Genomic DNA, 18,166 nt, shown 5'->3' on the forward strand with positions numbered 1-18,166 from the left:
TCTACAATCATGAACGGCCCCACGGATCCCTGGACGGCATGACGCCGAAACGCTACTGGGAAAACTGGACGCAAGAAAACCTATTAGCTATCGCATAGACGCTGGACTGCTAACGGGGGCCCAACCAAGCTGGCTAATAGCTCCAGGGTGGCCGCATGCCTCGTGAGACTGTCTTTATATGACCGCACCCGCAATTCGTGGACAACAGCACCAAGTGGCGCAACATGGGAGAGGTGATGGTGCACATCGAGATCATGTACACCTCCAGCCATATCACGTATAGCAATAGCCCTGGCGTCTGGCCAGCCAACCTCCAAGATGATGCCGCCCGCTATCGTGCCATGCTCTATGGTGCGGATGCGATGCCACTGGACATCCATGGAAATCCGGTTCACTAATGACCCTCAACGGGACAGCTTTGAAGACCTCGGCGGCTGGCCCGCTGACAGAAAAACACCAACTACCGGTGCGATTCATCCCTTCCGAACACCATCGAAACCGCTAAGCGTTCGTCTGTACGGAGGCCACTGGCTCGGCGTCGACGTGTGTCAGGAAATGGCACAACGGATCTCAATCGGCCGCACGTTATCGCAGTCTGACGTTAGCTAGGGATACACCGCAAACGGACAGTCAGAAACGCTCCCCCGCGCCTGTCGACCAACTTTGATATCGAACTCGAGTTCTGGCCTCCATCGCCAGTTTCCGCCCGCGGCCGGCAACCGGCATTCCAACGCCAACAACAAGCCACAACGGAGCGTTTGCCGATGCCACCCAGGCGGGCCCCACGGAGCACGTCAGTAAGGGTCGTTTTTGCGCAGTATCCGTCGTACGTCACGGACGCGGTGTCCCGGCGTCGACACCCGGACAAGTCGCCGCCGGCCATGGTGGGTCGAATCACAAGCCCATCACCTCAATATGGTCTGGGCTCCAGGCGCAAGCCCGGGTGTGCGTTCGCTGCCCGTCCAACCACGTGCCGACGACATGGATACCTGGAATTGCTTCCGCAGGCATAAGCCGGGGATCGGCGCTCAGCCACACAAGGTCGGCGGCCAATCCCACGGAGAGAGTGCCACGGTCATGGTCGGCGAATGCCTGAACGGCAACCCCTGCTGTGTAGGCGCGCAAGGCTGCTGCCACATCGATTCGTTCCGAGGGCGTCCACGTTCCAGGCATCGGCTCATCGGGGCTAGACCTCGTCACTGCGGTGGAGAGTCCGATCAGGGGATGGTGGTGGCTGACAGGCCAGTCGCTGCCAAAGGAAACGGTGACCCCAGCCCTGCTCAGAGTTCCGATGGGATACAGCTGCTCCGCTCGAATTTCACCTATCCGTGGCACGGTGACCTGCTTCATCTGGGTGCTCGGCTGGGACCAGAGCAGTTCAAAATTGGCGATCACGCCGAGACCTAGGAAACGGTCAAGATCCTCAGGGTTGACCACCTGCAGATGGGCAATGACCGGTCTGCGGTCCGACGGTCCATTGCTTGCAATGACGGCCTCTACAGCGTCAAGGGCCATTCTGACTGCCCTGTCGCCGATGGCGTGCAGATGCAGCTGGAAGCCGAGCCTGTCTACTTCAATGGCTGCGGCGGCCAGTTCCGAGGTGTCCCAATTGGCCAGTCCGTTGTCGGGGCTGTCGCAATAGGGTTCCAGCATGGCTGCCGTGCCGGATTCGATCACGCCGTCCACAAAGAATTTGAGCGTCCGGGCTTCGAGCATCGTGGAGTTCAGCGCTTGCACCCGGTCACGGGCTGCGTTGAAGCCAGCCAGCTGCCCCCTCCATTTTTCGGGTGCAGCACGGAAGGCGAGATTCAGCCTGGTCGACAATTGGTGCTGCTTGAGAGCTAAAAGATATGGGGCCAAGTCCTCCGGCTCGACCCAGGCATCCTGCACCCATGTCACTCCCGCCCCGGCAAACCGGGCAGTGGCACGGGCCAGCGCCGCGGCCCGCGCAGCGTCGGTAGGTTTTGGTGCGTGGTCAAGAACCAGGTCGACGGCGCCCGGTTCCTGCAGCGTGCCCAGGGGAAAGCCATCCGCGCGGCGAACGACTCGACCGAGCGTTGGTTCGGGCGTGTCCGCAGTGATTCCGGAGATGGCCAGAGCGGCCGAGTTCACCCAGGCAGTGTGGTAGTCCATGGCCCGCAGTACGACAGGACGGTCCGGGACGGCTTCGTCGAGCCAGCGAGCGTCGAACAGACCATCGTCTGTCAGTGTTGAGTCATAGCTGGCACCGATGATCCATTCGGCTTCTGGATGGGAAGCTGCCCAGTCACGCACGCATGTGAGGATTTCAGGGATGCTCCGGCACAGACGAACTTGCGGGCCGTCGTCCTCGAGGCCAAGGCTTGAAGATTGCTGAGCAACTCTTCGAACCGTTCAAGTGTCTTCCGACGCGCAGCAATAGCCACGACATCTGTAGCCGATACATCCCCTTCAATAATCGCTTTGAATTGGTCTGGGTCAAGCTGGTACGCGGCGGATAGTGTCCGGGGATCCTCAAGTGCCGTTGCCAGTGCTGCCTCATCAAAGCGGATCGTTTCGTCTCCACTAGGGTCGATGCCACGCAAAGCGATGCATAAATCGATCAACCGCCTCGACGCTTCTTCGTCGAGGTTCAGAAGTCTGGTGAGCTGTGCATCTAGGTTGGCTCGGCCAGTCACCTTCTCAAACCGAATTTCGACAACTCGTCCTTGGTCGCGCACAACCCGAGCTTTCACTTGGACCCGACCGCCGGGACTTTGGTGAATCTCCACTTCTTCCCCCTCGTCGGCGTTCTTCGTCTGCCGGTCTGCGTTTTCGGCAATGACTTGCCAGATCGTCCGAGCGGATTGTCCGATGTCGTTCGAACGTCCAAATTGTAGAGGGAAAGACCTGCCGACAATGGTTCGTCCAAGCGTTCTCAACGTTGCGAAATCAGCCTCGGTTTCAGGCACCGGTAGCTGCGCAAATCCATCTGCGGCCAAATTCCACTCGTCATTGCTCACTCGACCATTCTGCATGGTGCGCCAAGTAACGAACTTGCAACGTACCGGCAGGTGTCTTGTATGGCTAAACATACGAGACGTCTCACCGACTTACTAGAACGCATGAGTCAGTGGCATAAGGTGTTCCAGTGTCTGATCTGCGATCCCCTGCCCTCTACGTGCCTGAGGAGACAATGGTCTCTGAAGAGCCGGCTTCCCGCGCTTCCCTGAACCTGGGTCATGTGCTCAGTGGCATAGGTTCGGACTATGACCCAGCGGTCCCGCTGGAGGACATACACGTCATCCGCCACACTTTTAAGCCGAGTGACCCCGATGCGCTGCGTGGGCCGGAGGATCTGACCCCAGAGCGAGTCCTCGCCTACACCAGAGAGCAGGACATTCCGCCCCGCTTCCCCGCAACTCCTCCCCGATACTGGGTGATCCTCATTGCAGACGGCGGGCGCCGCTCCCGTCTCTGGGGTACCTACGAGAACCACGGTGAGGTGGCAACAGCGTCCACCAAGGAGTACAGATGCTTCGACCTGCCACCGACAGAGTTCCTTGCGCCCCTCAATGACCGGCTCGTAGTCGAATGGGACAACCCCCGCAGCTGGCACCGGAACGCCGGCTCGGCCACAGGCGCGCGCATGCCCGTGCTGGAGATCGCTGACCGGGACAAGGTCCACTTCCCAGGCTTCGACGGCGTGCTGCTCACCTACCACCAGCTGCGCGATATGGTTGACGATCCCCGCTACGCCGACTGGCGTATCGCCCTGTCAGAGGTCCAGGGAATCTACCTCATCACAGACTCCACCAACGGCAAACAGTACGTCGGCAAAGCCGATGGTGCCGAACGAATTCTTGGGCGGTGGACAGCGTACGCGCGGGACGGCCACGGCGGTAACGTAGCCCTTCGCGAGCTTGCCCAACAGAGCGCAGTTGGGGAAAGGGCAGGAATGAAGACGGATCATGCCCGGCACTTCGTTTTCAGCCTCCTGCGCGTGTTCGGGCCCAGCACACCCTCCTCAGAGGTGAACTCAGCCGAGTCCCGCTACAAGGCGGCGCTCATGACACGCCAATTCGGCCTCAACAGGAATTGATCAACCCGCCGGCCCCACCGCCACCTCAAGGTATAGGCTCATCGTGAGCCATTGGAGGGGCAATGAATAGTGACAAGTCGAAGTTCAGGAAAGTGCTGGTCGACGTTGCGGAGTACGACAAGGACGGAAACCCCATCCCCCTCGACTCGCTGAGCTCGGGCGGCGCCCGGAACGCTGACGGCTCCCTCATCACTCAATACCGGAACCCGAGGCTTCCGGAGCCGGCCAACGAGCCTGAAACCCACCCTGAGTTCGACGAGTGGTTGAACCGCGAATACGACGCGCGGCGCAGGCGCGAAGAAGAGGCCGAAGATCGCCGCATCAAGGAATATGCGGAAATCGCGAATCTTGTCGTTGACAATTTCGTGAAACCGTACGCGCAGCAAGTCGTCATTCCGCGGGCGACGGAGTTGTGGAACACCAAGGTACTGCCCGGGGGCAAACGGCTCGCGCAGCGCTGGATCCGCCCAAAGAGGAGCCAGCCCGAGGTCCCACACGTGAGCGGAGATACGCCCGAGTTTGCGGCCGAGACCGCCAAGCCGCTCGCAACCAAGCACAACACCGACCACACCGTTGAAATATCGGCCGTCCAAAGCGGCGGCGAAGACACCCCGCTGGTCGGCGTGATCCAGCCAGATGAATATTGGGCCGTCGGTCCGCCTATTGACTCAGCGGCGTTTGACTTCATGGGGAACTGGGCAGACGGACGCCCCACCGAAAATCGTTAATCACACCCGTAGCGCTATTCAGTGTGGAACACAGTTCTGACCGGAGCATCTCGCAGCCACACTGTCTCGTTTCCCTTGGGATATGAGGCGTCTTACCGACTGAATTACAGCGACGACCGGCAGTGCCCTAAATTTCGTGGAATTGAACGAATTTTTCACGTCCGGTGAATCTCGTAACTATGTCTCGAAAGCTTCTGGTTGAATCGGTGTATTCACTGTTAGTTAAGAGACACATCGGAGCAGCCCATGACGAAGCTGATCGGCTACGCACGCGTTTCGACGCGGCAGCAGTCCACAGACCGGCAGCAAACAGACCTTTTGGCTGCCGGCGTGAGACGCGATGACCTCTATGTGGATCACGGTGTCTCCGGGGCGCGGGCTTCACGCCCCCAGTTCGATCGGGCAGTCGACGCGCTGACTGACGGCGACACCCTCGTCATTACGACGCTGGACCGGCTTGGACGATCCACCCAGAATATGCTTTCCTTCGCCGACGAACTCCGCGGTCGAGGTGCTGGTTTGCGCGTCTTGAACCTGGGCGGTGGCGACGTCGATACCGCAACACCCATGGGGTCGATGCTGTTCACGATCATGGCCGCTCTCGCGCAAATGGAACACGAGATCAAACGCGAACGCGTCACCGACTCCATCAGCAAACGCAGAGAAGCCGGAAAGGACCTTGGCGGCCGGCCCTGCCAGGTCACCGAGAGTCAGGTTCGAAGCGCTGTGCGCCTGGTAGAAGGTGGTGAACCCGCAGCACAGGTTGCCCGCGATCTCGGAATGTCACGAGCAACATTTTATAGACGGTCGCGAGCACTCAAGGACTAGCCGCATCGCATCACTCTCCCTGAAGGCGAGACCAAGCGATCACGGAACGCCGCCAAGGAGCGATTAAATCCGCCAAGCCAACGGTGCGAAAACCGCCAAACTGAGCTGTGAAAAAACCGCCAATCCGAACTAACAGTCACGGGGTTGATGCCGCCAAGAGTGGGGGAATCATACGCCGATGCTGTACGTTCACCTTGCTGTAACCAACACAGATGAAAAGAGAAGCACCACAAGTGGCAACCGATTATGACGAAGTCCGTTCCGACGTCAAGGAATCACAGGACCGCTCGCTCGAGGCGCTGCAGTCCGAGAACGCACCGGATGCCCGGATCGTGCGTGACCTGGACGAATCAGACTCCATGGATGATGGAATCATCCCGGGCGGCGAAATCGTCAACGACGAACTCATCGTCCAGGTTATCCCCCAGGCAGCGGACGAGTTCGTCTGCTATTCCTGCTTCCTGGTCCGGCACCGGTCCCAGCTCGCCCGAGAAAAAGACGGCCACGCGTACTGCACCGAGTGTGAAGGCTGAATCGCCGGCCCAGAGTTGATCGCCCGTTCGAGATGATGCGCAGTCAGGTCCCCGATTCGGCCTGGGAGGCCCTGGAAGACGAGTTCACCCTGCCGTCCGCCGCGAGTTGAGGGCCGTCATTGCCGCTGCTATCCCCGGCTTGACGGCATTGCTGTCAAAGACTGCATTGCGGTCAAAGCTGAATTTTCGTCCGGAATCTGATCCGCGTGCGCCACGAGGGATCGGAAACCTGCACCTTGTTCCCCCATGTTCTCGATGACGTCCAGAACGCACTGGCGGAGAGCTGAGGACGTTCCACCGTCGATCCGCTGACTCCGTTGCCCGGAAAGGTCCGCGCTGCGCCGACGGCCTGGAGTGCAGTGAACTGCAGATCAAGGTTCTGATCCGTGGTGGAAACCCTCGCGTACCCGACAACAGCCATAGCCGTCCCCATAGTTCTCTTAATCCCGAACGATTAGCCGTTGTGAAACCAAGTGTTGTTGAACGGCATTTCGAGACAGCGACTGCCCGTGTCGCCACGGGAACGTCTGGAGCCCCACGAGAACGGCCCGGCTGTCTCAGTAATGGATGGGACTGCTGAAGGTTTGGTTGACTCCTAGCCTGTGAGGATTGGCCTCGCGGGTGGAAGGATGTTCATCATGCCCAAAGCCTTTCCTGAAGAGTTCCGCCGCGATGTGGTCGCGGTTGCCCGCAAGGGCGAAGCACCGCTGACCCGGATAGCCCAGGACTTCGGGGTGTCCCCGGCAGCCTCGCACCGGTGGCTGAAGAAAGCCGACGAAGAGGACAACCCCCAGGCCAAAGCGGCGAAGGATGAGTCAGCCGAACTGAGGGAAGCCAAGAAACGCATCAGGCTCCTCGAACAGGAAGCCGAAGTGATGCGCCGGGCCGTCGCTTACCTCTCGCGGGACGTCAACCCAAAATGATGTACCCGCTGGTCCTTGAACTGGCCGCTGACGGGGTTCCCGTCACGGTGACCTGCCGGGTGTTGAGCTTCTCCAAACAGGCCTTCGAGGAATTCGAGGATTCCTTCTGAACTCCCCTCCCGCCCGAGTCCGCTTTGCTTGACTCCTCCGAACGGTGCGGCCGGGTCGCTGACGACGCCCCGGTTCACAGCGACCATGCCGGATTCGAGGCGACGCGCAACTCTCATGGCGTCACTTTCCTCGCCGAAGACGTAGGCCATGAGGCCGTAGATGGAATCGTTGGCCATGAGGATTGCGTCGTCAACATCGTGGTTTTCGACGACGGCAGTGACGGGACCGAAGATTTCCGTGACACTCGGACTGTCAACGAAGAGATAGAACCGATTCGGGTGGAATAGCGTGCTGGAACCCTTCTGCGAAGCCGTACGTTGGCGCTAACCGGAACGGCCGATTTTGCCGTCATCCGCCTGTCGTCGGTGATGGTGCTGAGTTCGTTGATTCTCATGACCCGCTCGATTTGGATGAAGAGCCGGTCGATGAGTCGGAAGTCGCCTCGGGTGATCCGCGCGACGGCGGCGATGGCCTGGGCACACTTTTCACCAATCAAGCCCGTCACACAACTCATCGAGAATCTGTTTCTTCGCAGCCCGGTCACCCCGAAGGCTTCATCACCACCGCCGACCCCAGAATTCTCGCGCTCCCCGGACCATCGTGGATCAACCAGCCCAAGGAAATCCCCAAGCAGTCAGCCGCCTAACTCCCGTTGGTACCGTTCAGCCTGACAAATTCCGCCGGGATCAACTTCTCGCAGGATCAAGTAGACACAGTGCATACAAACAGCATCACTTCTAGGGCGCAGGTGTTGCTGCCCGCTCCGCCAGTAGCCCCTCCCCGTGCAGAGCGCAGAATCGAGCCCGCCCGTGGAGCTATCGCCTCACTTGACCGCATCTTCTCGTCACTCGTGCCTGCGTATCGAGCCGCTCAGGAGAAGACGTTGCGTTGGAAATAGTTTAGTAGCTAATATATTCAGCATCCATCACTTTAGTACTACTTTCGATGAGGCGGAATCATGGCAACTATCGCGGTCTTCGGCGGTACCGGACGGACCGGTCATCACGTTGTCGAGCAGGCGCTCTCGGCTGGACACGACGTCCGGGCCTTAGCCCGTTCGGCATCTTCTATTACTTCCCGGGATCCTCGGGTCACCGTGATCGAGGGTGACGTTCTCAACGCGGACGCTGTCGACCGCGTGGTCGAGGGCAGTGATGCCGTCATCAGCGTCTTCGGGCAGGTTAAGGGCTCTCCGGCGACGCTGCAGACGGACGGCACACGGAACATCACGGATGCTATGGCGCGTCACGGCGTCCGGCGCATCGTCTCGCTCTCGGGCGGCGGGCTCCCGGACCCGGCGCACGATCGACCGAAAGCGGCCGATACGATCATCCGCACGCTCCTGAAGCTAGTCTCGCCGAAGGTGCTCGAGGACGCAAAGGGCCACCTCCGCGTGCTGCAGGATAGCGGTCTGGACTGGACGGTCGTGCGTGGTCCCCGCCTCCTGGACAAGCCCTACACCGGAACCTATCGCGTCGGCTGGGTGGGCGTCGACGCCAGCACCACGGTGGGCCGCGCCGATTTGGCGGAGTTCATCCTCCGGCAGACCGACAACCGCACCTTCGTCCACCAGCTCCCCATGGTCAGCTACTAATGACGATGTACGACGGCACGCAGGACGCCGAGCGGAACAAGTTCCTCGCGGAAGCGATCGACACCATCGCCTCCCTGACCCGCGATCTCGGAGCGGCAGGGTCCTACCCGTTCCGTGAGCGGCGGCTTGGGCGGGCGCAGATGAACGTCCTATACCAGCTCTCACGCACCAACGGACTCGGAGTCGGCGCACTCGCGGCCGTCCTCGATGTCACAAGCGGCGCGGTGAGCCAGCACGTCGACAGCCTCAGGAGGGCAGGCCTTGTCACGGTCGAGGTTGATCCGCTGGACGCCCGCGCGCGCGTGGTGTCTTTGACCGACGCGGCCCGCGCCGAAGTGAACGAGTTCCAGCGTGGCTGGATCGAAGCGATCGCTCCCCGCTTCGACGCGCTCACCACCGAGGAGGTCCACGAACTGCGGCGCCTGCTGTCCCTCGTGCGGCCTGCCGCGAGGACGCATCGGTGAGGGCCGCCGGCTTCCGGCGGTACGGGGCGCCGGAGGAAATGGTGGTCCTCGAGGTTCCGCGTCCCGTCCCGGGACGGGGCGAGGTCCTCATCCGGCTGGTGGCCGCCAGCGTCAACCCGGCGGACACTCACTTGCGGGCCGGGCACCTCCGACGCTTCCTGCGTTTGAAGCTCCCCTTCGTGCCGGGGGTGGACGGCAGCGGTACGGTCGTCGACCTCGGGGAAGGCGCCCAGGGTCTCACCGTCGGCGACGACGTCGTCGCGGTGGCATCGCCGAAGCAGGGCGGGCTGTACGCGGAGTACGCTGTGTTGCCCGCTGATCAGTGTGCCGTCGGCCCCTCTCGGGGGACCCTCACCTCAGCGGCTGGCCTCCCTGTCGTTGGCATCACTGCGCTCCAGGCGCTTCGTGATAAGGCGGGGCTTTCCGCCGGGCAACGGGTCATGGTCTATGGCGCATCCGGGGGTGTAGGGACGATGGCGTTGCAGCTCGCCGTCACCTGGGGCTGTGAGGTCACTGCGGTGGCAAGTGGACGGAACCTCGCGCTGCTCCGGGAGCTCGGCGCCGGGCAGGTCCTCGACTACACCGCTGACACCTTTGCGAGCCACGCCGGAACGTACGACGTTGTCTTCGACACCGTGGGCAAGCTCGACACCGCGCTCGTCAAGCGCTTCGTTGGCCAACGGGGCGTGTTAGTGACCATGAACCCGCTCTGGATCCTTCGTCATCCCACCTGGGCCGTCCCTTGGGCGCGACGCCGCGCCGTCTCCGTCATCGCCCGGCCGAGAAGCGAGGACCTCGAACGGCTCGTGCGCCTCGTCAACGACAGGCGGCTGCGAGTCGTCGTCGATCACGAGTACTCGCTCCCCGATGCTGCCGCTGCCCACCGCCGCAGTGAGCACGGGCATGTCGCTGGTAAGTTGATTCTGGCCATGTGAAATTGGGCTAAGGGCGGCGTCGATGACCAGTGCGCCATCCTCGGCCGCCTCCCCCTTGCAGCCGCAAGCCCCGTGCGCGAGTTTGCCGGACGGGGTAATCACAACTCGGCGCCTTGTCTGCGACCGCCTCGATCACCGACGATGTCGCTGACGTGGGGCGCGTAAAGAGCATCCAGAACGTACTTCAGACACCGCATTTGCGCTCCGGTTCGAGGGGCTGAGCCATCCTCTAACTGTTCAAGCAGATCTCTGCCCGTCTTCTTGGAACGTCTGCAAGGTGCGCATCGCCGGCTGCCCACGGCGAATGAACGGCGCTTGATTTTCTACCCGAGACCTCTCCCTGCGGCCGAGCTTTTCCCTGCCCGCCAACCTAGCTTCGGGGCGGAGGGGAGACAACTACCTGGCCGGCACCGGGGTCTGTCCGTGAAAGCTGTTAAAACTTGCCCGGGATCACAATGCGGTCCAGAGGACGGGCGCCGTTAGGGCTCCCGCTGGTGTGGATGAGCCGCAGAATCAGAGCCACCCCGGTCCGCCCTGCGCTTTCGGCAGCGGGTCTGTTAGCGTCAAGAACAGCAGAAAGGAATTTCCCTGATGGAAGACGAAGTGCTTCTGGTGACCGGGGCTACCGGCAATATCGGCCGGGTCGTGGTCGAACAGCTGCTGGCCGCCGGGCAGAGAGTCCGAGCGGCCGGGCAAACCACGGAGTCCGTGAAGCGGATGTTCGGGGACCGGGTTGAAGCCATCGCTCTTGACTTTACCGACGAGGTGACCTGGCCGGGCGCGTTCGACGGGGTACGTCAGATGTTTCTGATGCGCCCGCCGCGTCTGGGCAAGCCGAAAAAACAAATCATTCCCGCCCTCGAGTACGCGCGCGCCCACGGCGTCGAACAGATGGTGTTCCTTTCCCTTCAGGGTGCCGAAAAGAACAAAGTCGTCCCGCACGCCGCCATCGAAGCATGGCTACGCACCTCCGGTGCCGCTTGGACGTTCGTGCGGGCCTCGTTCTTCCACCAAAACCTCTCAACCACCCACCTGACCGACATCCGCGACCGCGACGAGATCATGGTCCCTGCCGGGCGCGGCGCGACCGCCTTCGTTGACGGTGAAGACGTCGGTGCCGTCGCCGCCGCAGCGCTCCTGAACCCCGCCGCACACCGCAACACCGCCTGGACGGTCACGGGGAATGAAGCCCTGACCTACGACCAGATCGCCCGGATCCTGACCATCGAGCTCGGCCGTCCCATCCGCTACGACGGGCCCGGGATCTTCCGATACCTCCGGCACGCCCGCCAAACCCTCGGAATGCCGTGGGGAATGGTCATAGTCACGGCCGCCATCTACACCACAGCCCGGCTTGGGCTGGCGGGCGGACTGACGGACACCGTCCACCAGGTGCTGGGCCGGCACCCGATCAGCTTCGCGGACTTTGCCCACCGGCAACGCGAAATCTGGAACCCCACCCCGACCGCCAAGCAATCCCCATGAGAACCGCACGGCTCGGAGTCGCTGCCGCACCTGGTGTCTTCACCGAAGCCGTGGGTCACGGCCCCGGATCACTGCCCGTGACGCAACGCCGGGAGCCGTGACACAGCCCTCGCCAGGGCCCGGCGGCCGGGCGGCCGGGCGGCCGGGCGGCCGGGCGGCCGGGCAGGAACGCGAATACCGTGCATGAGAGGCCAGTGCGCTACTGCGAACGCTGATCCGGGTGGCCGACTTGTCGCCGACGAAACCAGCACAGCACCCCGTCGTCGAGCCCCCGGAGCCCACCCCCTAAGACGGTGGAATCTAGAGCCTGAGGGACTGATCCATCACTACGACACTGAGACTAGCCGTACCGGTATCCCGAAAGAAGCCGCCGGACATACCGTTTATGCGGTAGTCCCTGGGTCACCTGCAGTCCGGGGCAGGTCGGGACGCAATAGGCCCGGACTATCCGAAGAGCCGCTTGGCGACACGGGCGATACGGGGGATGCGGGCGCTTAACAGGAGGCCGCCGACGGCGAAGTCAGTGGGCGGGTACGAGTGGAACCGGAGGTTCACCGCGGAGGGCTCGGTGTCGAATAACCCGACGATCAAGGGATTCAGCCGGGCGGCGACCCGGGCCTGCTGGCGGCTGGACATGGACCAGTCGCTGACTTCGATGGTGACGTCGGGGTGGGTGGGGTCCGGTGTTTGCCCGCCGATGAAGAGCTCGTCCGGGGCATAGCAGGCGAAGTGGACGGTCGTACGGCTCCGGAGATCCGCGGCGGTGACGGGGCCCCGGGGTGGGGTGAAGAGCTCCACCACGGCGTCGGTGAGAGCCCGGGCGATCTCCCCGCGGCGCTCGGCGGCCAGTGGCGGGCAGGTCAGACGCAAGTACGGCAACGCAGTCCTCCTTATCTGGGCCTTGACCCGGGTATCGGTCCCTGGATGGGTTTGTGCAGCGGCGTCCGGCAACATCGCCGGGAACCAAGGCAAAGTTAGGCCGACAAAGGGAAAGGGGCGGCCCGACCGGTAGGGTCGGGCCGCCCCTTTGCCGGGCTCCAGTGTGGGCGCCTAGTCCTTCTTGAAGGCGTCCTTGACCTTTTCCCCGGCCTGCTTCAGGTCAGCTTTGCCCTGGTCAACCTTGCCCTCGGCCTTGAGGCTGTCGTCCCCGGTAGCGTTGCCGGCAGCTTCCTTGCCCTTACCGCCAAGCTTCTCGGCAGCGTTATCAATCTTGTCGCCCAAACCCATGAGGATCACCCTTCCGGTGGTTCCCGCCGGACTCTGCCCGGCGGCTGACCCTTCCATCCTAACCACCAGCGGGCAACGCCTGGCCGGGATTGGTGCCCGATGTACTGTCCTCGAACGCAGGTCCAACCAGCCGCGTCCTCCGAAAGTGCAGCCGCTGCGTACTTCCCGCGCCGGGAGCCGCACGCAAAAGCTCCCCAACCGCCAATCAATCGGACGGTTTTGTCCGGGATCCGCGCTGGTGGTCTTCGAGCTTCCTCTCGGAGTCCCGGCGGCGCTGGCCCACGGTGCTCATCGGCTGCGTGATCGGCCTCTTCGGGTTCTCCATATCCGAACCCGGGACACGGTCTTCCTCGCCGCCAGGAGAAGTCCCCTCCGCACCCGAATTTGTGTTCTCGCTCATACATGCATCTTCCCACCCCGCAAGCCCGGGGCACCAGGCATACTGGGCCTGGGCCGGGTGCGTGCAGCCGCCATGCCCTGCCCCGGCACGGGACATTGCCTACTCGCCCTCCCCCGGCCTGCCAGCGCGGTGCGGACCGTAAGCAGATACGCACCGGAACGGGAGCAGTTTACGGGCACTGAAATGAACGGAGAGGCAGCAAATCGGCAGGACAACTCCCTGGAAGGACGCTGCTGCTAAACCTGCGGACCCTGAGGTGTACGGCTCACGCGGGACACCCCAGCGACCCACTCCCGGCGACGGACACCGGGCGCGGACCCAGCCACTACCCCCTCGCGGCGCGCCAGCGGTCACGGAACGTCCCCCGCTACCAGCAGTCCGGTAGGGTGCATTCCGAACAATCATCCAGAGGAAATGAGTGACCACCGTGGCAGCCGACTACGACGAAGTGAAGCCCGATGTTGCGGAATCCCGCAACGCGTCCCTGGAGGCAGTGAAAGCGGCCATGCGTTCTGCACCGATTGCGAAGGCTGAGAGGTCCCTACTCTTCAGCCGTCCTTGAGTCGTCGACCGCCGGGAAGGTTCTCACCCCAGGACGGGTACATCTCGCACTCGTTGTGTTCCGCTTCGCGCCGGGCCGTCTCTGCCTCGATCGCTTTCTCCACGAAGTGACTTCTGGTGTTATCCCTTTCGACGTAACTGGTCGTCCGGTACGCGGCCCGCGCCCGGTTCCGCAGCGCAGCGGGGAGACTCACCGTCATATTCGCTGTTTCGGTCACACTCGTCCGGTCAGCAGAACCGCCACTCTCAGCTGCGAAATAGCCGCCATGCGTGACTAACAATCACACCCGGCACCCCTTGGAAAACGGCCCCGTCTCAGTAATCGATCGTTTTCAAGACGGGCGGAAGACGGATCCGGGCCAGCATCAAAATATGACGGAATGTCCGGACAATATCCGGACCAGACAACCTCGGATCCTGCTCGTTCTCATTGGCCTGACCGTCGCCGCACTCCCAAGAAGCACAACGGGCTGGCCCCAGACCGCCCCGTCAGACTGCGGCGGGGGCCACCATCTGGCGCCAGCCGGGAACAACCGTGAAACTGACCATCATCGCCGGCACAATTCTTAGTAGCTAGGCTATGCTCGGCCCGGCATTGTGGTCCCAGAACTTCAGGCCGCGGCACTGGCACCTCCCGACTCGGGCCTCGCCACCGAAGTCCAAACCGGTGGACCGGAAATTCCAAGGGCGCCCGGGGACGGTGAAGCCCGGTTCGGCCTGAGACACAGAATGAAGGCCGCCAATGCGGCGACAATCACAACCCCCGCGACTGACCAGCCCGGCATGTCTATTCCATATCGTATGACCCGCTCGGTGGGCTTCAGCTACTGACTCACCACCACCGCTTTCGTCAGACGGCTGTCCACGCCGGCGGCTGCCCCTCTCGAGGAACCGCGCACGTTCCGATTGGATCTGGTCCTGGTCTTCCGGCAGTGGGACGATCGAAGTGGGTCAGCCCCTCAAGCGACAGCTGACCCCGGGTGCCGGCGATCAGCAACGACCCTAGCTCCGCGCCAGGATCGCCGGCACCGCCTCCGGAGTTGTCCGCTCCGCCGGGAGCCGTGCCGGGCTGCGTTCCCTCGCAAATGCGTGTACTGACCGGCTTGGCGAGGACCCTTCTCACTCTTGGTCAGCCTAGCTTCCGGGAGGCGCTTCTGGCCTGCAGGCCGGGCGTTCCCCTCTGTGTCACGAACGCTGCGCTAGCCGAAAACCCGTCGGTCCCCCTGCCTAGCGGGTACAGCCGTTCGCGGAGGCCCGGGTTACCGGCAGGCGGCGGTGTCCCCTCCGGCCGGTCCGGTGTGGGACGCTGCCCGGAAGGCCGGCTGCAGCGAGACTGCCGGGAGCAGGTCTGCGGGCTGCGGCTACTAACATTCCTTGCCAAGAATACTAAGCATGCTTATGGTGAGGGTGTCGCACGTCGCTCCCGCCGAGGGTTCTGACCAGTCAAAGTATCCCAACCCGTTCGAAGAGAAAAGCGACAAACATCAGACCCCAGAGTGAGGAAACAGCACATGTACCTGCACACCCAGCTTCTGATTAATGAAATTGCTGCGGACGAACCGGATCCGGCGGCAGCCAACGCCCTGCAGGAGGGGCTGGGCGGACAGTTCGGCGAGATGCGGACCATGATGCAGTACCTATTCCAAAGCATGAACTTCCGCGGCGACGCCGCCGCGAAACCGTACAAGGACCTGCTCCAAGGCGTGGGAACCGAGGAGATCAGCCATGTGGAGCTCATCGGGACCACGATTTCCCAACTTTTAGACGGTTCGCCCCGTTATCAAGGCCAAAAGACCGACCCCGTGGACGAACCGGGCGCCAAAGGAGCCGCTCCGCTGAAGATCGCTCTGGACACCGGCAACATCCATCATTACCTTGTGGGCGCCCAGGGCGCACTGCCCGTGGACGCCGCCGGTAACCCGTGGAGCGGATCTTACGTATACAACAGCGGCAACCTGGTCCTGGACCTGTTGTACAACCTGATGCTCGAGTCCACCGGACGGTTGCAGAAGTGCCGGATCTACGAAATGACTGAGAACAAGACGGCGCGCTCAACCATCGCGTACCTCATCGTCCGCGACCAGGCGCATGAGAACGCCTTCGCCAAGGCCTTGGAAAGCCTCGGTGTGAACTGGGGCAAGGTCCTCCCGATCCCAAAGACAAATGCCGAACAGTTCCCGGAAGTGAAACAGCTCCTGGATAAGGGGCTGCAAAGCATTCAGTACACCTTCAGCGCCGACAATCTCAGCGAAGCCGGCAAGCTGTACCGGGGTGCCTCGCCCTCAAATGACGGCACGCAGCTTAGTACCGACGTCATGCCAGAAGGGTTCCCGATGACCATCTCACCGGAACGCCGCGAAGAATTCGCACCCGGGCTCGACCCTGAACTGCTGGCCTTGATCCAAGCCACGGCGGAAGTCGAACTCAAAGACGCGAACAATCCCAAGGATCCCACCGGCACCAAGCAAGCCAAGGATCCCAAGAAGAATAAGAAGACAAAGAAATAGCCGATTTGAAGTAGCCCGCGTGCCGAACCGAGCGGGCTACACGTGCGAACACGTCAGGTGGCGGAGCGCCCGCCTGCTCCCGGCGGGGGCGGGGCGAAGTTCAGGGCCCGGAAAATATTGACTGACTCCGGGTAGCGGCCCTAGAAACCCTGCAAGCCCCATCCGGGAGGTCTTGTCGCCAGATTGTGTGCGAGTTACGTGGAGCCGGTGCAGGAGAACAGAGACGGAGGGCGTGAGTGCGCCGTACAGCAGGCCAATAACAACGAAGAAATGACCATGCCCGGAAACGATGATGCGCTGGAGCGAAACCAGCCTAGAGGTCGCGCAGGCTACTGCTGCGGAGAGGCAGCCGGCGCAGTTGCGTTTGTCGTCGGAATCTTTGTGGGCATTTCCGTCTCGAGGAAGTAATGCCGAAGATCGGCCTCGTCGTCTAACCCGCCTTCGCGCCACCTTGGCGAGCAGCTCGAAGACGGCTCTTGGGTTCGGCGCTTCGTCACCTCCCCAAGTGGGAGATGACCGAAATTGACGGACTCTTTTATCAGCGGAAAGGCCCGGAAGGATCGGGCGATCCTCGTTATTGGTCGGCCACGCATTTGGCTAACGCGGGGTCCGATGCGTCGCCCCCTAACGACTCGCACGGAGTGTAGCGGGAGCACGCGGACATAATCCTGTCCGAAATGCTACGTCCGCATGGCCGGACGCCAGCGAACACAGTAGACCAGTGATTAGGTGGCCGGGTCAATAAGTTCCGGGCCGTTGTTCCGCACACTGTTGACCCGGTCGGTGACCACCCGGGGCGTCAAAACCGGTTCAGGAATGGCATCGAGCATCTCCTGCACCTTTTCCCTGTCCGTCGTGTCCGGGTCCAGCCACCGGGCATACATACTCGGCGGAATGATGACGGGAGCCCGGTCATGGACGTGACCGAGAGAATCATGCGCCGTCGTCGTCAGGACGGTGCAGCTGAGCAGCCACCGGTGGGGGTCATCCTCGGGAAGGGACGGGTCCGGCCAGAACTCATACAGCCCCGCGAAGGCCAGCACATCATCCTTTTCGGAGTAGAGGTAATTCGGGATCTTCTTCCCGTCCTCGGTCTTCTGCCACTCGTAATATCCCTCCGCCGGGACCAGAGCCCGGCGTTTGTAAGCGGCCCTGCGGAACGACGGCTTATCCAGGATCGACTCGCTGCGGGCGTTGATCAGCCTCGAATTGATCTTAATGTCCTTGGCCCAGGACGGAACCAGACCCCAACGGGCAATCAACAGCCGCCGGTCTACGGAGTCCTCGTGCAGCCGCTCCGCGATGATGGGAACGTCCTGGGTCGGAGCGACGTTCCAGCTGGGCGGCGGCGGGCTGCCCTCGACCTCCTTAGCCTCGAAATGGCTGAGGAGATCCCCGGTGGCCTTGGACATCACGTATCTGCCGCACATGGATTCATTGTGCCCCACCTCGCATTGAACGGAAGGTGGACCCGGGTCCGGCAAGACACGCTGCACTGCGGCTGGACGATCCGCGGATCATTTATTAAGGTCTTGCAGTATCGAACGCAGGCAGGCGGACACGACGTCCGGGAAAGGGGGCGCACATCACCGCTGGCCAACACCACCAACCCACTGTTTCATCCGCGAAAGCCCCTCCCCGAGGGGCTTTCCTATGGGCCGGGAGCCCCTCGGCCGGGGCGGCGGGGAGTGTCTGAATAACGGTGGATCCGTGGTTGGCCTGACACGCCAGGCCGTGCCTGGCGGGGAGGACCGATTATGAGCGAAACACTGGATCCCATGGCGACTGATGTGGATCAGCAAGAGTTGGC

The 18,166-nt window shown here is 62.3% G+C and carries 19 protein-coding genes and 2 pseudogenes; 12 read left to right on the forward strand and 9 right to left on the reverse strand.

What is annotated here, in order from left to right:
- Positions 1 to 197 precede the first annotated feature (197 nt).
- The gene (locus ACZYZE_RS18525) at positions 198 to 398 is read left to right on the forward strand and encodes a hypothetical protein (protein WP_463909466.1); all 201 of its coding nucleotides are present in this window, start codon (positions 198 to 200) and stop codon (positions 396 to 398) included.
- A 496-nt stretch (positions 399 to 894) separates the two neighbouring features.
- Here the strand turns inward: ACZYZE_RS18525 and ACZYZE_RS18530 are convergent, their stop codons facing one another.
- Together ACZYZE_RS18530 and ACZYZE_RS18535 are read right to left on the reverse strand one after the other, a co-directional pair.
- Positions 895 to 2,274, reverse strand: a complete 1,380-nt coding sequence (locus ACZYZE_RS18530) for an amidohydrolase (protein ID WP_463909468.1) — start codon at positions 2,272 to 2,274, stop codon at positions 895 to 897.
- Entirely contained in the window at positions 2,205 to 2,981 is a 777-nt protein-coding gene (locus ACZYZE_RS18535; protein WP_463909470.1) for a hypothetical protein, read from the reverse strand. Before ACZYZE_RS18535 ends, ACZYZE_RS18530 begins: the two co-directional genes overlap by 70 nt.
- 128 nt (positions 2,982 to 3,109) lie before the next feature.
- Between ACZYZE_RS18535 and ACZYZE_RS18540 the strand changes: the two genes are divergently transcribed.
- From ACZYZE_RS18540 to ACZYZE_RS18555, 4 genes are all read left to right on the forward strand, one after another.
- On the forward strand, positions 3,110 to 4,060 hold the full coding sequence (locus ACZYZE_RS18540) for a GIY-YIG nuclease family protein (RefSeq protein ID WP_463909472.1): 951 nt from the start codon (positions 3,110 to 3,112) through the stop codon (positions 4,058 to 4,060).
- Positions 4,061 to 4,122: 62 nt separating this feature from the next.
- Positions 4,123 to 4,788: a hypothetical protein gene (locus tag ACZYZE_RS18545; protein ID WP_463909474.1), complete on the forward strand. Its 666-nt coding sequence runs from the start codon at positions 4,123 to 4,125 to the stop codon at positions 4,786 to 4,788.
- Positions 4,789 to 5,034: 246 nt separating this feature from the next.
- Positions 5,035 to 5,616 (forward strand): recombinase family protein, encoded by a 582-nt coding sequence (locus tag ACZYZE_RS18550; RefSeq protein ID WP_463909476.1) that lies wholly within the window; start codon positions 5,035 to 5,037, stop codon positions 5,614 to 5,616.
- Between the two features lie 233 nt (positions 5,617 to 5,849).
- Positions 5,850 to 6,149, forward strand: coding sequence for a DUF4193 domain-containing protein (locus ACZYZE_RS18555; protein ID WP_123255197.1), 300 nt, complete (start codon positions 5,850 to 5,852; stop codon positions 6,147 to 6,149).
- Positions 6,150 to 6,321: 172 nt separating this feature from the next.
- Here ACZYZE_RS18555 and ACZYZE_RS18560 read toward each other — a convergent pair whose 3' ends face one another.
- Positions 6,322 to 6,582: a recombinase family protein gene (locus ACZYZE_RS18560; RefSeq protein ID WP_463909478.1), complete on the reverse strand. Its 261-nt coding sequence runs from the start codon at positions 6,580 to 6,582 to the stop codon at positions 6,322 to 6,324.
- Positions 6,583 to 6,787: 205 nt separating this feature from the next.
- Here ACZYZE_RS18560 and ACZYZE_RS18565 point away from each other — a divergent pair.
- A pseudogene (locus tag ACZYZE_RS18565) lies at positions 6,788 to 7,158 on the forward strand (transposase); the annotation flags it as partial.
- A gap of 57 nt (positions 7,159 to 7,215) precedes the next feature.
- Here ACZYZE_RS18565 and ACZYZE_RS18570 read toward each other — a convergent pair.
- A pseudogene (locus ACZYZE_RS18570) lies at positions 7,216 to 7,416 on the reverse strand (aldehyde dehydrogenase family protein); the annotation flags it as partial.
- Positions 7,417 to 7,589: 173 nt separating this feature from the next.
- Here ACZYZE_RS18570 and ACZYZE_RS18575 point away from each other — a divergent pair.
- The 5 genes from ACZYZE_RS18575 to ACZYZE_RS18595 all read left to right on the forward strand — a co-directional run bounded on the left by ACZYZE_RS18575 (position 7,590) and on the right by ACZYZE_RS18595 (position 11,661).
- A complete protein-coding gene (locus tag ACZYZE_RS18575; RefSeq protein ID WP_463909480.1) occupies positions 7,590 to 7,829 on the forward strand; it encodes a hypothetical protein in 240 nt (79 codons plus the stop codon).
- 312 nt (positions 7,830 to 8,141) lie between these two features.
- A complete protein-coding gene (locus ACZYZE_RS18580; protein ID WP_463909482.1) occupies positions 8,142 to 8,777 on the forward strand; it encodes an NAD(P)-dependent oxidoreductase in 636 nt (211 codons plus the stop codon).
- Positions 8,777 to 9,241, forward strand: a complete 465-nt coding sequence (locus ACZYZE_RS18585; RefSeq protein WP_459319325.1) for a MarR family winged helix-turn-helix transcriptional regulator — start codon at positions 8,777 to 8,779, stop codon at positions 9,239 to 9,241. Before ACZYZE_RS18580 ends, ACZYZE_RS18585 begins: the two co-directional genes overlap by 1 nt.
- Positions 9,238 to 10,176: an NAD(P)-dependent alcohol dehydrogenase gene (locus ACZYZE_RS18590; RefSeq protein WP_463909484.1), complete on the forward strand. Its 939-nt coding sequence runs from the start codon at positions 9,238 to 9,240 to the stop codon at positions 10,174 to 10,176. Before ACZYZE_RS18585 ends, ACZYZE_RS18590 begins: the two co-directional genes overlap by 4 nt.
- A gap of 591 nt (positions 10,177 to 10,767) precedes the next feature.
- Entirely contained in the window at positions 10,768 to 11,661 is an 894-nt protein-coding gene (locus tag ACZYZE_RS18595) for an NmrA family NAD(P)-binding protein (RefSeq protein ID WP_463909486.1), read from the forward strand.
- 444 nt (positions 11,662 to 12,105) lie between these two features.
- Here ACZYZE_RS18595 and ACZYZE_RS18600 read toward each other — a convergent pair whose 3' ends face one another.
- The 4 genes from ACZYZE_RS18600 to ACZYZE_RS18615 all read right to left on the reverse strand — a co-directional run bounded on the left by ACZYZE_RS18600 (position 12,106) and on the right by ACZYZE_RS18615 (position 14,043).
- Positions 12,106 to 12,540: a tautomerase family protein gene (locus ACZYZE_RS18600; protein WP_463909488.1), complete on the reverse strand. Its 435-nt coding sequence runs from the start codon at positions 12,538 to 12,540 to the stop codon at positions 12,106 to 12,108.
- Between the two features lie 171 nt (positions 12,541 to 12,711).
- Entirely contained in the window at positions 12,712 to 12,888 is a 177-nt protein-coding gene (locus ACZYZE_RS18605; protein ID WP_459319329.1) for a CsbD family protein, read from the reverse strand.
- A gap of 205 nt (positions 12,889 to 13,093) precedes the next feature.
- Positions 13,094 to 13,288 (reverse strand): hypothetical protein, encoded by a 195-nt coding sequence (locus ACZYZE_RS18610; protein ID WP_459319330.1) that lies wholly within the window; start codon positions 13,286 to 13,288, stop codon positions 13,094 to 13,096.
- Between the two features lie 548 nt (positions 13,289 to 13,836).
- Positions 13,837 to 14,043, reverse strand: coding sequence for a ParB family protein (locus ACZYZE_RS18615; protein ID WP_463909490.1), 207 nt, complete (start codon positions 14,041 to 14,043; stop codon positions 13,837 to 13,839).
- A gap of 1,317 nt (positions 14,044 to 15,360) precedes the next feature.
- Here ACZYZE_RS18615 and ACZYZE_RS18620 point away from each other — a divergent pair.
- The gene (locus ACZYZE_RS18620) at positions 15,361 to 16,356 is read left to right on the forward strand and encodes a manganese catalase family protein (protein ID WP_463909492.1); all 996 of its coding nucleotides are present in this window, start codon (positions 15,361 to 15,363) and stop codon (positions 16,354 to 16,356) included.
- 725 nt (positions 16,357 to 17,081) lie between these two features.
- Here ACZYZE_RS18620 and ACZYZE_RS18625 read toward each other — a convergent pair.
- Positions 17,082 to 17,786 carry an SOS response-associated peptidase gene (locus ACZYZE_RS18625; protein ID WP_463909494.1) on the reverse strand — a complete coding sequence of 235 codons (705 nt, stop codon included), beginning with the start codon at positions 17,784 to 17,786 and terminating at the stop codon, positions 17,082 to 17,084.
- Between the last annotated feature and the right edge of the window lie 380 nt (positions 17,787 to 18,166).

The organism is Pseudarthrobacter woesei (assembly GCF_055412745.1).